A 13,977-nucleotide genomic window follows, 5' to 3' on the forward strand; every position below is an offset into this window, starting at 1 on the left:
ATTACCTACAATTTGAGCGATAACTAAAGTATTTTCTCCGTTTACCGCTATGTAAAAACTCTGCTTCCGCTGTGGTTAAATATCCGTTTAAAATGATATTTTTGGCTAAACCCTAAAAATGGAACTAACCATCAATATTCCTGCGTTATTATTTCCAGCCATCAGCTTAATCATGCTGGCTTATACCAACCGTTTTCTGGCCTTGGCCACGCTTGTTCGCAGCTTAAAATCGAAGTATGAGGGTGGTGATAAAAATGTGGTGCTTCATAAGCAGATTGAAAACCTGCGCTATAGATTAAGATTAATCAAAAACATGCAGGCTTTTGGAGTAATAAGCTTTGCATGTTGTCTTTTTTGTATGTTTTTTATTTATTTGAAGTGGAATACCTTTGCAGAAATACTCTTTGCACTCAGCTTGGTATTTTTTATGATTTCTCTTGTCATTTCGCTCATTGAAATTCAAATCAGTACAAAAGCACTCGAACTCGAACTAAGCAGTTTAGAAGAACTCGAAAACCCAACACTTGTAGGAAGATTAAAAAAGAAATTTGATAAGAATTATACTTCAGGTGAGCAGTAAAGCTTGAGTATGAGCCTATTTTTGAGTAACGACACCGTTAATAATCAGTTTCTTCCAATTTCCAGAAAATCCTACACCTTTAACATATTTTACCTGATATGGATGGCCTTTTAAGTTCTCCTGATAAACGATATCGAATGAAAAAACCATTTCTGAATCTGTTTTTTGAACAACAGTAACTTCATTGTCATTAACATCTTTTGCGCCGGTAGTAAAAAACTTATCCCCTACCTTTGCATTAAAATCGGCTTTTAGATAACTTTTTGCTGGTGCACTGGGATAGCTTTCTATTAACCGGTTTTGCTCATCAATTCTTAAGTAGGAAATGGCTTCAGCATCGCCACCTATCAATGAATAAAACTTGTAAAAAAGTTTATTATTTAGGCGAAGTGTATCTGTAATTTCGGTAAAATTTTCATTGTTGTGGTACCATAGATTTCCGATTTGCATGGGCAAAAAAGAATTATTGTTTGCTTGTTCTTTTTCTTTTTTACATGCGCCAAAAGCACAGCACACAAATAACATTAAAATTAAGCTGGCATTTTTGCAAATATTATTCATGAGCGTTTTTTTTATCAAAACGTTCATTACTTTAAAAACGCTACATAGTAAATAATTAATTTATAAAATGATACAAGAAAACCACTTCGCCACTAAAGGCAGGTTTTTTCTGATCTTCAATTTCCATTTCAATAGCCATATTAACCTTTGTAACTCCTCTTAAGTTGATAATTGATGCCAACCTAGCTTTTAACCTTACCTTGCTGTTTACGGTAACAGCTTGTGCAAACCTTAAACTTTCGATGCCATAATTGATCTCCATTTTTAATTTTTGAATATCCACAATCTCTTTCCATAAATAAGGAATTAATGATAATGTTAAATAGCCATGCGCAATAGTTGCTTTAAAAGGTCCTTCATTTTGTGCCCTTTCTTCATCAACATGTATCCATTGATGATCTAGTGTTGCATCAGCAAATTTATTAATCTGTTCTTGTGTAATGGTATGCCATGAAGAAACGCCTAATTCCTTGCCAAGGTATTGTTCAAATTCTGCGTGGGATGTAATGATTTGCATTAGATATGTATTTTAGCACCAGGCGTTTTGCGCATGGGGGATTGATAATTGCTTATAAATTATTAATTTTTAACTCAGGTTCCTTTCTCTAAACCAAACCTCATCGGGTACGGCAGAGAAATTATCCATCTTATTGATCAGATCTTCAGCATTGGATTCGTTAAAAACGAGGTCGCGATTGGCAGGTTTTAAAAACTTACTTTGCACCATCATCTCCATCTGGGCAAATAAAGGATCGTAAAAGCCATTTACATTAAGTACACCGATTGGTTTATGGTGTAAACCTAACTGCAACCATGTCAATACCTCAAAAAATTCTTCCAATGTACCAAAACCGCCAGGTAAAATCACGAACCCATCGCTTAAATCAGCCATTTTTTGTTTTCTCTGGTGCATATTTTCAGTTACGATCATTTCGGTTAAGCCGTTATGACCAACTTCTTTATCCATTAGAAACTGAGGGATAATGCCAGTCACCAAACCTCCTAATTCGAGTACATCATTAGCTAAAACACCCATAACTCCAACACTACCACCGCCATATACCAGCCTGATTCGTTGTGTTACCAGCGTTTCTGCCAATTGTTTTATTGCATTCCGTAATTGTACATCGCCATTAAAGTTTGAGCCACAATACACACAAACGGATTTAAGCTTGTTCATCTGATTAAAATTTTTCCGAAGTTAATACTTTATCGCTTGTATGTAAATTTTAATTCTGCACAAAGCTGTTACAGATTGTGATTAAGTATCATTAAGCCTTTATTATGGTATATAATATGGTATCGGATAAATAGATATTTGGATAATGCATTAGCTGTTACTTCATTAGTGCAATGGCACTAGAAGACTCAGTGGTGTGTTTAACATCATTAAATTGTAAACTCAAAACAAAAAAGGAGTAGCATTTGGCCACTCCTTTTTAAAAATATGATTTAGTTTACCTTAAAAAGCATAGCGAATGGTTGCACCGTAAGTTCTAGGATCGCCAAGTACACCAGCATACAAACCAGAGTTACCTGCTGCAGCCTGTAATTGTTCGTAATAGTTTTTATTGGCAATGTTTCTGCTCCATACAAACAATGAAAATTTATCAGATTTAAAACCTAACCTCGCATTGAATAAGGCATAACCTTTAACATTTAAAACGCTTGAAGGTGTTGGGTTTGAAGAGTACTCAGAACGGTAACTTGCATCGCCAGCGATAAAGTAACGGCCTGCTCTGGTAGCTAAATTGCCAGGTGTGCTAAACTCCGATCCACCTGAAATATTCCATTTTGAAATACCTGGTAACCTGCCTCCTGATGCATCTTTAAATGCCACTTGCGTTGCTACACCATTTACCAGTTCGGTATGTCCCGTTTCTTCCAATGGAAGCGGAGCATTGGTAAATTTTACATATTTACCATCTAGATAGGCTACTGCTGCATTTAATGTTAAAAATCTTTCCAATTGATAGGTTCCATCAATTTCCAAACCTTTTACTTTAACTTTTTCTGCATTTGCCAGATAACCTCTGTTTACCCCTAATTGTGGCGATTGTACATTGGTTTGATAATCTTTAATATCTGTATTAAATGCAGTAACATTTAGTATAGCACCTTTAACAGGTTTTGTTTTTAAACCCAATTCGTAGTGTTGAACATATTCTGGTTTAACAACGGCTAGCGACAAATCTGCTTGTCCGGTTGAGGTAGTTGGCAAACCACCAACATTTACACCAACTGGTTTATATGCAGTAGAAAAAGTACCATATACGTTTAATTTGGTATTCGGACGGTAAGAAACTGTTACGTTACCAGATAGATTATTGTTATCTACCTTGGTTGTAAACTGCTGATTGCTATAAACTGCCGATTTTAAAGCAAGCAAAGCAGCATCTGTAGTTTGTAAGCCACCGTAAGTTACACGGTCATAATCAACATCTTTTTTGTCGTAAGTATACCTTAATCCTGGTAAAACGTGAAAATGTTCAAGAAATTCCCAATCTACCTGGGCAAAAATGGCTGCACTTAATGATTTAATAGTTGAATTTGTTTTAATGCCGAAACCATCTAATAAGCCTGGAGTTGAATATAAGGCCTGACTACCAGTGTTGCTGGTTTGTACAAACCGCCACTGGTCTTTACCAACTTCTTCGGTTTGAGATAAGCCTTTTAAGTTTTGTGCAAGCGCAAATACACCAATTACACCACTCAATTTATCAGTAATGTTTCCTGCGTACCTGATTTCCTGCGAATATTGATCATGACGGGAAGTCCCTTGTGATTTTGTTAAAGCAGACAGCTCCGAGAAATCCCTGTCGTTTGTAGGATCCCAGTTCCAGAAACGCCATGCCGTTGTCGAAGTAAGTGTTCCACCACCTATTTTGTAATCTACGTTTAAAGAGATACCACCAATCGATTGGTTATGTTTCCAAGGGGTATTGGTATTGATTTCTCTTGAAAAAGGATCAATTTTAGGCTGTTGATAACCTAAATCGGATACAATTTTTGCATACTGGCGATAAGCACTTCGCTCGGTAGTGGTTACTCCTGCAATAACCAATGGATAACCTGCCGGATGCTGAATGCTTACATCTCCACTCAATAAAATCTGTAATTTATCTGATGGAGTAAAATACAGTTGTCCTTTAAAACCTAGGTTGTTCTGCCCGCTATATTTACGTTCTTCCCTGGTGTTCCAGATGGTACCATCGCGCTGTGTACCGGAAATTGAAATTTTTGCGGCCAGATTTTTTGCTACGCCGCCTGAAACTGATGTTTTAGCTTGCAAAAAGTTATAATTACCAACACTCATTTCTACTTTTGCACTTGGCGTTTGAGTTGGTTTTGTGGTGGTGATGTTGAATGCACCAGCCGTAGTATTTTTTCCGAATAATGTACCTTGTGGGCCACGGATTACTTCAATCTGTTCGATATCAAGAAAATCGGTAGAAGTTGCTGCCGGACGGGCATGGTAAACGCCGTCAACATAAAAACCCACCCCTGGGTCGATACCATCATTTGTTAAACCAAATGTTGACCCCAATCCCCTGATATTTAAAGTTGTATTTCTTGCATTTGAAGCATATAACTGTACTGATGGCACCAATTCTTTTAATCGGTTTACATTAAATGCACCTGCATTTTCTGCTGCCTGACCACCGATAACGGTAATTGGAATTGGCACATCCTGTAATACCTCTGAACGCCTTCTGGAAGTTACCACGATTTCATCCAAAAGTGCGTTTTCTACCAAAACCAATTCTATCGGCGTATCCTGAAGTTTTAATATTTGAAAATCCTGAGGTTTAAAGCCTACTGAGCTTACTTGCAGGTAAAATGGGGTTTCTTGTTTGATGTTAATGCTGAAAGCTCCATTATCATCGGCTACCACAGCTTGGTTAGTGCCCCTTACTTTTACAGTTGCATGCGGAATTGTAGTACCATTAGATGTTTTAATTACCCCGGTTAAAGAACTTTGGGCAAATGTATAGCTTGCAAAGAGTAAAAATGAAAAGAGAAAAAATAAACTTTTGTTCATGATTGTTTATATAGTTTGTTTAAGTGTTGTTTAATAATGACCCGTTCGAAAATATTCGATTAATGTTTGTGAATGACTACAACAACAATAAGAGCGCGATTTTTGATCCATATTCATAATAATTATATAAAACCTATAGATTTAGTCGACAAATATATTAAAATTTTCTAGCTGCCAAATTTTATTTTGTTATTTTTCTGTTTTCTTAGAAGTCTAAAGATTTACGGGCCTTCATTTTGGACCTGTATTTTTGCGTTAGGGATTGGAAGGGTTTAGTACCGGTTCTTCACCGTACCGCAGCAAAGCGCAGCCCTGTAAAAGCCCGCCCCTTGCGCAGCTTGGGTAACGCCCGTAATAATTTTATGATTAAATTTATAAAATAGCTATACATAAAAACGGGGCAATCGTAAAAGATACCCCGCTGTATTAATCTATAAAAATTCTGCCTAATGAGATTGCTTCGTTTCCTGTAATAATTAATTATTGGAAAAAAACTTAACTACCTGGTATAATTAGGGGCTTCTTTCGTAATTGTGATATCGTGTGGATGGCTTTCGCGCATACCTGCCGCAGTAATCTGTACAAATTGCGCTTCTTGTAAGGCTTCTATATTGGCTGCTCCGCAATAGCCCATACTCGCACGTAAACCACCGATGTATTGGTACATTACTTCTGCCAATGTACCTTTAAATGGCACTCGACCAACAATTCCTTCTGGCACTAATTTTTTAATGTCATCTTCCACATCTTGGAAATAACGGTCTTTAGAACCTTGTTCCATGGCCTCAATTGAACCCATGCCACGGTAAGATTTAAATTTACGTCCTTCATAGATAATGGTTTCGCCTGGCGATTCTTCTACTCCTGCAAATAGCGAACCTGCCATTACAGTGCTTGCTCCAGAAGCAATTGCCTTCGCAATATCACCTGTATGTTTAATACCACCATCGGCAATAACGGGTACACCTGTGCCTTTTAAAGCCTTAGCGCATTCGTAAACAGCATATAATTGTGGTACACCAACACCGGCAATAATTCTGGTGGTACAAATAGAACCCGGACCAATACCTACTTTAACCGCATCAGCACCGGCATCTGCTAAAAATCTGGCTGCCGCACCAGTAGCAATATTACCTACAATTACCTGTAGATCAGGATATTTAGCTTTAACCTCTTTTAATTTATCTACAACACCTTTAGTATGGCCATGAGCGGTATCAATTGTAATTACATCAACACCTGCATGTACCAAAGCATCAACACGTTGTAAAGTATCGGCAGTAACACCAACGGCAGCACCTACACGTAAACGGCCACGCTCATCTTTACAGGCAACCGGGTAATTTTTAACTTTTGATATGTCTTTAAAAGTAATTAAGCCACTTAAGTAGCCATTTTTACTTACTACAGGCAGTTTCTCTATTTTGTGGTTTTGAAGAATCTCTTCGGCCTGTACCAACGTGGTACCTTCTGGTGCAATAATTAAATTTTCTTTGGTCATCACCTCAGAAATTGGTCTTTTCATGTCTTTTTGGAAACGCAAATCCCTGTTGGTAATAATTCCAACCAATTTATTATCGCTGCTTACCACCGGAATACCACCAATTTTATGCTCTTTCATAATTTTGAAAGCATCGGCCACAACTGCTGTTTCAAGCAAAGTAACCGGATCTTGAATCATGCCACTTTCAGAACGTTTAACCTTACGAACTTCTGCAGCTTGTCTTTCGATAGTCATGTTTTTATGCAACATGCCAATACCACCATTTTGCGCAATGGCAATGGCGAGTTCGGCTTCTGTTACTGTATCCATTGCGGCAGAAATCAATGGAACATTAAGTTTGATTTTTTTTGTTAAAAAAGTGGATGTATTTACTTCACGGGGCAGAATTTCAGAATATGCGGGTACTAATAGTACGTCGTCATACGTTAAACCTGTAGCAATAAACTTTGTGGAATCGAGTTGCATAGCAAATAAATTAGGATTTATTATTTGCCAGGCAAAGATACGAAAATTGAGGGAATATAAAATTATAAAATCAAAAATGCTTAAATATTGAGCTTGGCTGACAAATGTCAGCTTGCTAAAAATTACTGTTGAAAAAAAAATACTGCAACATTATTATCAGCAAAAGCATAAATATTTGATTAAAGTTTAAGTTTTATATAAATTCATCAAACCAAATATATGATATGTTAGATTTTTTTGAAAGTGTAAAAGAATGGCTCACAGGTTTTTTCGGTCTATCAGGCCTATTTAACCTGCTTAAAACAAACGATTACAGTCAGTTTATGACCTGGAATGGAATTGGTGCCCTCATTGGCCCTTTAGTCCCTTTTTTGTTGGTTTTCGAAATCATCAGGATGACATTTTACCGCCGTTTTAAGGTGGTTGATTACCGGATTTCGTTCTTTTCACTGGTAATCAATTCTTTCATTGGTCGCATAATTTCCATCGGTATGGTTTCACTCTGTATCGGGCTTTTTGGAAAATATGCCATATTTAAAACTGAGATTACCTGGTACTGGCTTATTTATGGTTACGTAATATGGGAATTCGGGCATTTTATATATCATTTTTTAGCACATAAGGTCAGGTTATTCTGGTGTCTTCATTCCACTCATCATGCGCCCGAAACGATGAATTTATCTGTTAATTTTGCCCACTTTTTTCTGGAAGCTCCCTATGCCGATCTCATCCGTACCACCACCTGCATTCTTTTAGGGGTGAGTCCTGCACTGCTCTTTTTAATTATGTTTATTGATGGTTTCTGGGGCTCATTTATTCATATCGGCGAGAATATTTCTAAAGATGGCCGTTTTGGTTTTTTGAACAAAATTATCCTCACTCCCTCCCACCACCGTGTGCACCATGCAAAAAATGCCTTGTATATGGATACCAACTTCTGCAATCTGCTACCGATTTGGGATAGAATTTTTAAAACCTACCAGGAAGAGGATAAAACCATTAAAATTGAATATGGCATTACCCGTGAAATGAAAAAGAATAGTTTTTTAGATGCTTATTTTGGTGAAATTATTCTTTTAGCCAAGGATGTATGGCACGCTCCGGGATTGAAAAACAAATTTCTTTACATTTTTATGCCTCCTGGATGGAGCCACAACCAAGACCATAAGACAGCAAAACTGGTGAGAATGGAATATTTAGAAAAACGCAGACAGGAAGTTTCTTAACTGACAACAGTTTTTATGGATAATCGGTAGAATGTTTATATAATTGCACTTACTCAAAAAATCCTGATAAGTTGGCACATTAATGATCATGCAGACGAAAAAGGGGCAATTTTAACCAAACTACATTAAATTAGATATGATAACCGAGAACCAATACTTTGACGGAAATGTAAAATCGTTAGGATATGAAACCACAGAGGGTAAATCGACCATTGGAATTATAAACCCTGGAGAATATACTTTTGGCACCGCACAAAAAGAAATTATGCATGTTATTGAAGGTGAACTATTTGCACAGCTTCCAGGTGAAACAGAATGGAAAAGTATTAAAGCGGGTAGCAGCTTTGAAGTAGCTGCAGATTCATCATTTAAGGTTAAAGCAAGCGTTCAAACTGCATACCTTTGCCAATACCGGTAAAAAGCCGTAAATTATTATAAGATATCATTCTGAGCCTGTCGGAAAACACATTTAACATGTTCAGCATTTCGACAGACTCAGTTTTAATATTTAGTGAAATAATTAAGACTCTTTAAATTAAGTAACTTATCTATTTCTTCCCAATTACTACTTCGGTAAATTGATCTGTAATGAGATATTTGTTTGCAAGGGCAAGCAATTCTTCAGCAGTTACAGTTTTTACTTTTTCGATATAATTGGTATAATAATCGTAGTTAAGCCCTGAGAAGTAAATATTTTTAAATTTATCGGCATGTGAAAAAACGTTTTCCAAACTGCCCAACATCGAACCTAACATGTAATTACGAACAAGATTTAACTCCTCTTCTCCTACCGGTTCATTTTTTAAAATATCAATTTCTTTATAAATCTCTGTTAACGCAGCCGAACAAACATCAGCCCCAACTTCTGTGGCAATAAAAAGATAACCAGCTTGTTGTAACGAAGAAATACCAGAACCGATACCATAAGTATAGCCTTTATCTTCACGGATGTTGTTCATTAAACGTGAACCAAAATAACCGCCTAAAACCGTATTCAAAATTTGCAAACCAGAAAAATCTTCATGTTTACGGTTAATGGCCAACTGCCCAATACGGATAGCCGATTGTAAGGCATCTGGTTTTTCAGTGTAAACAAACTGCTTTTCTGTGGTAGTGAAACTAAAACTGTTTTTTACAGCATTACTCTTTTCCCAATCCTTTCCAAAAGTATCGTTTAAAAGATTGAAGCTGCCATCATCAAATTTTCCAGAAATAACGATAGTACAATTGTTTGGCGCATAAGCTGCTTTAAAATAATCAACCAGATCATCTCGCTTTAAAGCATCGTAATGGTCTGCATTGATGTTAACACCGTAAGCAGTATCGCCAAATAAAGCATTGGCAAATTCTTTTCTCGAAAGAACATCATTTTTCTTGAGGTTTACCTGCAGCTTTTGTTTTTGGTTTTGAATATAAATATCCAGTTCCTGCTGAGGAAACTGACTTTCAGATAGAACATCTTTTACAAGCGGTAGCACCGAATGGAGGTGTTTATTTAGGGTGTATAGTGTTACCGTAGATTGATCCTGAACATATTCCGTTTGAAAAAATGCGCCATAAAAATCAATCTGCTCGGCTATTTGTTTTGCCGATAGTTTATTGGTTCCATTATTGATAAGCGAACTTACAGCAATGGCCTGTAATGGTTTTTCGAGTTTCCAGTTTACGTTTTCAAATATAAATTCGATTCGCACCAAATCCTGTTCACCAGAATATATTGTAAAAACAGGTACACCATTGTCTAATTCCTTTTTCGATGGCTGGATAAAATTTATTGTCGATACCTGCTTAAAATCAGGCGCTTGTTGTCTGTTAAGCATTTTCTTCGGTTAAATAATATAAGGTAGATGATGAATTAGGACTGAAGGTTTCGTTAGAAATTCTTTTGATATCCTCTGCATTCACATTTAAAAATTCCGCAGTTTCATTATTTAATAAAGCCGCATCGCCCAATAGTTCATAGTAAGCCAGGTTCATTGCTTTATCTAACAAGCTCATTTCAGAAAATACAAGCACTGATTCTACTTTATTTTTTACTTTGGTTAATTCGATATCGGTTACAAGTTCTGTTTTTAACTTATTTAACTCTGTCCAGATAGCTTTTTCGGCAGTTTCAACAGATACGCCTTCTATAAGTTTTCCTTCTACAATGAATAATCCGGGATCTAAACTACTTGATATATATGCATTTATATCACTAAATAGCTGTTGTTCTTTTAACAAACTGTTATACAAACGTGATGATTGTCCACGTGATAAAATATCAGACAATAAATCAAAAGCATAATAATCCTGGTTTAACCTTCCCGGCATTTTAAAAGCCATATAAATGGCGTTTAAAGGTACGTTGGCTTTTACCGTTTCATGTCTGGCCTCCGTTTGCGGTTCTTCCTGTATCAAGTCACGGTTGTATTTATCTCCGGCAGGAATCGGTTCGAACCACTTTTCGGCCAGCTTTTTCACATCCTCGGTTTTCACATTCCCACCAACAACCAAAATTGCATTTTGTGGGGTATAATGCTTTTTAAAAAATGATTTTACATCATCCATCGTTGCATTTTCTATATGAGAAAGTTCTTTGCCAATTGTTGCCCAACGATAAGAATGCTTTTTATAAGCTAGTGGACGTAATTTTAACCAAACATCGCCATAAGGCTGGTTTAAATAACGTTGCTTAAATTCCTCACTTACCACATTCCGCTGTGTATCTAAACTTTTTTCAGAAAAGGCCAAGCTCAGCATACGATCGCTCTCTAACCAAAATGCCGTTTCGATATTTTCTGCAGGCAAAGTGATGTAATAATTGGTGATATCATTACTGGTAAAAGCATTGTTTTCGCCCCCTACACGTTGCAACGGTTCATCATAGTTAGGAATGTTTACCGATCCGCCGAACATTAAATGCTCAAACAAATGTGCAAAACCCGTTTTTTCAGGATCCTCGTCGCGGGCACCCACATCATATAAAATATTTAAAACTGCCATTGGAGTTGTTGCATCTTCATGCACCAAAACTTTTAAGCCATTGGCCAGCGTAAAACGATTAAAATCTACCATATCAATTTTTAGAACCGTAAAGATATTATTTTAAGGGAAACTGGAAGATGGAAAATGTAAGAGGAAGGACACAAAATCAAAACATAAGAATATATTACTTATAAAGTGGTAATTCTTTTACTAAAGCCTGACGACTTACACCTTTTGACTAACGACTTTTATTTATCTTTGTACTATGAATACAGCCGATTTACTGCAACGGGCATTACATTTTGATTTTTTGAGCCTCGAAGAAGGTGTACATTTATATCATCACGCCGATACGGCATCATTGATGTTTGTAGCCAATGAGTTAAGAAAAATCCAGGTGCCAAGTGGCAAAGTAACCTGGCAGATAGACCGGAATGTAAACACCACAAACGTTTGTATTGCCAACTGTAAATTCTGTAATTTCTTCCGCAGACCAGGTCATGATGAAAGTTATATTACTGATATTGAAACCTATAAAGTAAAAATTGAAGAAACTTTTCGCTTAGGTGGGGATCAATTGTTGTTGCAGGGCGGCCACCATCCGGATTTGGGATTATCTTTTTATGCTGATCTTTTTAAAAAACTCAAAGAATTATATCCTGATTTAAAACTTCATGCCTTAGGTCCACCGGAAATTGCACACGTTGCAAAATTGGAAGGGATGACGCATACTGAAGTGTTAAAAGCTTTAAAAGAAGCAGGAATGGATTCTTTGCCAGGAGCTGGAGCAGAAATTTTGAACGATCGGGTTAGGCGTTTAATTTCAAAAGGAAAATGTGGCGGGCAAGAATGGCTTGACGTAATGCGTGCCTGTCACCAATTGGATATTACTACTTCAGCTACCATGATGTTTGGCCATGTAGAAACCATTGAAGAACGTTTTGAACATTTGGTATGGATCCGCCAGGTACAAAGCGAAAAGCCTGCTGATGCAAATGGATTTCTTGCCTTTATACCTTGGCCTTTTCAGGATGATGGAACTTTACTAAAAAGATTACGTGGAATAAGCAACAATGTAACTGCTGATGAATATATCCGCATGATTGCTTTGAGCCGTATTATGTTACCGAATATCAAAAATATCCAAGCCAGCTGGCTAACCGTTGGTAAAGCAACTGCACAATTATGTTTACATGCCGGAGCAAATGATTTCGGATCGATTATGATAGAAGAAAATGTAGTATCAGCTGCAGGTGCACCACACCGTTTTACAGCTAATGGCATACAACAATCTATCAAAGCGGCAGGTTTTGAACCACAATTGCGTGGCCAGAAATATAATTATAGGGATTTACCTGAGCATTTGGAAGAACAGGTGATTACGTACTAAAAATAAATCTTTAAGAAGGCCTCATAAGTATATTATTTATGGGGCCTTTTCATTTAGCATGATTTTAATTCTATCGATACGTTCATTTTAATTATAATTTATCAATAGAAATAACCCATCTATAGCAACGAAATATGTGACAATATTAGCTGTGACAAATAAAATTGTCACACAAAAATTTGTCACAAAATTTATTTTCAACTAAATGACAAACTCTTAGAAATACCACTTGATTTTAACGATTGCTATAAACAATAAAGGGAAGTAAAACCTAAGTTCTACCTCCCTACCTTAAACTAAACATTACCTAATTAATAATGTAAATATTTTGCGGTTATAATTACAATTTCTTACCGTCTCTTAAAAATAAGTTTGCAATGGTAGCTACACTAGCCTTATCCAATGGCTCATCAAAACTTTCTACAGCTATTGCTTTGGTTATACCAGCATTACCGCCAAGGCCTATAATATTTGCACCAGCTTGAACTGTTAAATCTTCACCAGCATATACTGCATCAACCTGAGGCACACCTGAATCATTTGCTTGACCTGAAGCACCTAAGCTAACCCATGGTTTAAATACTGGGGTTCCTCCTGAAGCAGCTGTACGCATTTGACGGATGTGTGAAGCGTGACGAGCTTCTACCGAGTGGATTTGTAAAGCAATTTGTAATACACTTGGGCTCACTAATAAATTACCTGCCTGGCCTTTGTATGCTCTAACACCAGTATCTTCAAAACCTTGTGCTACAGCTAAAAAAGTACCATAGTCAGAGTATACAGTTGAAAACGTTCCACCTGCTCTAAAATCTGTATCAGCATAAGCAATTGGAGCACGTGCAGAACTTCCTAAAGCACCTACTAATAAATCAACGTGTGCCTTCTCATGATCGCGGATAGTTGTAATCGCTGCCTGACTTGCTGCATTTGGAAAAGCAAATGTAACATCTGTTACGGCAGATCCAGGAGTTTTACCTACAATACAGTGATTATAAAAATGGTATTCTAAATACTCTAAAGATAATGCAAAGTTTAATACATCAACAACTGCTGCTGGTAAAGTTGTTTGTCCGTAAGCTTTTTGGAACATTGATCCTAAAGCTAATGGCACAGCTGCCAGGGAGATTTTTTTACCTACGTTGAAAAAGCTTTTCATTGCAGCTCTTCTAGGATTTAACCTTTCATAGATTTCACCATCTACTTTTTCAATTTCTTCTAATATATTTACGATATTCATGATTT

The 13,977-nt window shown here is 36.7% G+C and carries 12 protein-coding genes; 4 read left to right on the forward strand and 8 right to left on the reverse strand.

What is annotated here, in order from left to right:
- The first annotated feature begins 118 nt into the window (after positions 1-118).
- Positions 119-580 (forward strand): DUF2721 domain-containing protein, encoded by a 462-nt coding sequence (locus ASE74_RS05175; RefSeq protein ID WP_055905205.1) that lies wholly within the window; start codon positions 119-121, stop codon positions 578-580.
- Positions 581-595: 15 nt separating this feature from the next.
- Here the strand turns inward: ASE74_RS05175 and ASE74_RS05180 are convergent, their stop codons facing one another.
- The 5 genes from ASE74_RS05180 to guaB form a co-directional block, all read right to left on the reverse strand.
- Entirely contained in the window at positions 596-1,141 is a 546-nt protein-coding gene (locus tag ASE74_RS05180; RefSeq protein WP_157255351.1) for a hypothetical protein, read from the reverse strand.
- A 55-nt stretch (positions 1,142-1,196) separates the two neighbouring features.
- Complete coding sequence (locus ASE74_RS05185; protein WP_055905211.1) at positions 1,197-1,658, reverse strand: MaoC family dehydratase; 462 nt, start codon at positions 1,656-1,658, stop codon at positions 1,197-1,199.
- A 69-nt stretch (positions 1,659-1,727) separates the two neighbouring features.
- Positions 1,728-2,321 (reverse strand): TIGR00730 family Rossman fold protein, encoded by a 594-nt coding sequence (locus tag ASE74_RS05190; protein ID WP_055905214.1) that lies wholly within the window; start codon positions 2,319-2,321, stop codon positions 1,728-1,730.
- A gap of 282 nt (positions 2,322-2,603) precedes the next feature.
- Positions 2,604-5,183 (reverse strand): TonB-dependent receptor, encoded by a 2,580-nt coding sequence (locus ASE74_RS05195; protein ID WP_055905217.1) that lies wholly within the window; start codon positions 5,181-5,183, stop codon positions 2,604-2,606.
- A gap of 499 nt (positions 5,184-5,682) precedes the next feature.
- Entirely contained in the window at positions 5,683-7,152 is a 1,470-nt protein-coding gene (guaB, locus tag ASE74_RS05200; RefSeq protein WP_055905220.1) for an IMP dehydrogenase, read from the reverse strand.
- A 224-nt stretch (positions 7,153-7,376) separates the two neighbouring features.
- Between guaB and ASE74_RS05205 the strand changes: the two genes are divergently transcribed.
- On the forward strand, positions 7,377-8,378 hold the full coding sequence (locus ASE74_RS05205; RefSeq protein WP_055905223.1) for a sterol desaturase family protein: 1,002 nt from the start codon (positions 7,377-7,379) through the stop codon (positions 8,376-8,378).
- Between the two features lie 136 nt (positions 8,379-8,514).
- Positions 8,515-8,796: a pyrimidine/purine nucleoside phosphorylase gene (locus tag ASE74_RS05210; RefSeq protein ID WP_055905226.1), complete on the forward strand. Its 282-nt coding sequence runs from the start codon at positions 8,515-8,517 to the stop codon at positions 8,794-8,796.
- A gap of 130 nt (positions 8,797-8,926) precedes the next feature.
- Here the strand turns inward: ASE74_RS05210 and ASE74_RS05215 are convergent, their stop codons facing one another.
- Both ASE74_RS05215 and ASE74_RS05220 read right to left on the reverse strand, forming a co-directional pair.
- A complete protein-coding gene (locus tag ASE74_RS05215) occupies positions 8,927-10,198 on the reverse strand; it encodes a pitrilysin family protein (protein WP_055905229.1) in 1,272 nt (423 codons plus the stop codon).
- Complete coding sequence (locus ASE74_RS05220) at positions 10,191-11,435, reverse strand: pitrilysin family protein (RefSeq protein WP_055905232.1); 1,245 nt, start codon at positions 11,433-11,435, stop codon at positions 10,191-10,193. The genes ASE74_RS05215 and ASE74_RS05220 overlap by 8 nt, the downstream gene beginning before the upstream one ends.
- A 175-nt stretch (positions 11,436-11,610) precedes the next feature.
- Between ASE74_RS05220 and ASE74_RS05225 the strand changes: the two genes are divergently transcribed.
- On the forward strand, positions 11,611-12,735 hold the full coding sequence (locus ASE74_RS05225; protein WP_055905235.1) for a CofH family radical SAM protein: 1,125 nt from the start codon (positions 11,611-11,613) through the stop codon (positions 12,733-12,735).
- A 340-nt stretch (positions 12,736-13,075) separates the two neighbouring features.
- Here the strand turns inward: ASE74_RS05225 and ASE74_RS05230 are convergent, their stop codons facing one another.
- Positions 13,076-13,972 carry a ferritin-like domain-containing protein gene (locus ASE74_RS05230; RefSeq protein WP_055905238.1) on the reverse strand — a complete coding sequence of 299 codons (897 nt, stop codon included), beginning with the start codon at positions 13,970-13,972 and terminating at the stop codon, positions 13,076-13,078.
- Between the last annotated feature and the right edge of the window lie 5 nt (positions 13,973-13,977).

Origin of the sequence: Pedobacter sp. Leaf216 (assembly GCF_001421515.1) — a bacterium.
Classification (GTDB): domain Bacteria; phylum Bacteroidota; class Bacteroidia; order Sphingobacteriales; family Sphingobacteriaceae; genus Pedobacter.

Bases quoted from the DNA above. Each gene is read 5' to 3' on its own strand.
- ASE74_RS05205 (WP_055905223.1), top strand. From the start codon at position 7,377: ATGTTAGATTTTTTTGAAAGTGTAAAAGAATGGCTCACAGGTTTTTTC.
- ASE74_RS05225 (WP_055905235.1), top strand. From the start codon at position 11,611: ATGAATACAGCCGATTTACTGCAACGGGCATTACATTTTGATTTTTTG.
- ASE74_RS05180 (WP_157255351.1), bottom strand. From the start codon at position 1,141: ATGAATAATATTTGCAAAAATGCCAGCTTAATTTTAATGTTATTTGTG.
- ASE74_RS05230 (WP_055905238.1), bottom strand. From the start codon at position 13,972: ATGAATATCGTAAATATATTAGAAGAAATTGAAAAAGTAGATGGTGAA.
- ASE74_RS05175 (WP_055905205.1), top strand. From the start codon at position 119: ATGGAACTAACCATCAATATTCCTGCGTTATTATTTCCAGCCATCAGC.
- guaB (WP_055905220.1), bottom strand. From the start codon at position 7,152: ATGCAACTCGATTCCACAAAGTTTATTGCTACAGGTTTAACGTATGAC.
- ASE74_RS05185 (WP_055905211.1), bottom strand. From the start codon at position 1,658: ATGCAAATCATTACATCCCACGCAGAATTTGAACAATACCTTGGCAAG.
- ASE74_RS05190 (WP_055905214.1), bottom strand. From the start codon at position 2,321: ATGAACAAGCTTAAATCCGTTTGTGTGTATTGTGGCTCAAACTTTAAT.
- ASE74_RS05215 (WP_055905229.1), bottom strand. From the start codon at position 10,198: ATGCTTAACAGACAACAAGCGCCTGATTTTAAGCAGGTATCGACAATA.
- ASE74_RS05210 (WP_055905226.1), top strand. From the start codon at position 8,515: ATGATAACCGAGAACCAATACTTTGACGGAAATGTAAAATCGTTAGGA.
- ASE74_RS05220 (WP_055905232.1), bottom strand. From the start codon at position 11,435: ATGGTAGATTTTAATCGTTTTACGCTGGCCAATGGCTTAAAAGTTTTG.
- ASE74_RS05195 (WP_055905217.1), bottom strand. From the start codon at position 5,183: ATGAACAAAAGTTTATTTTTTCTCTTTTCATTTTTACTCTTTGCAAGC.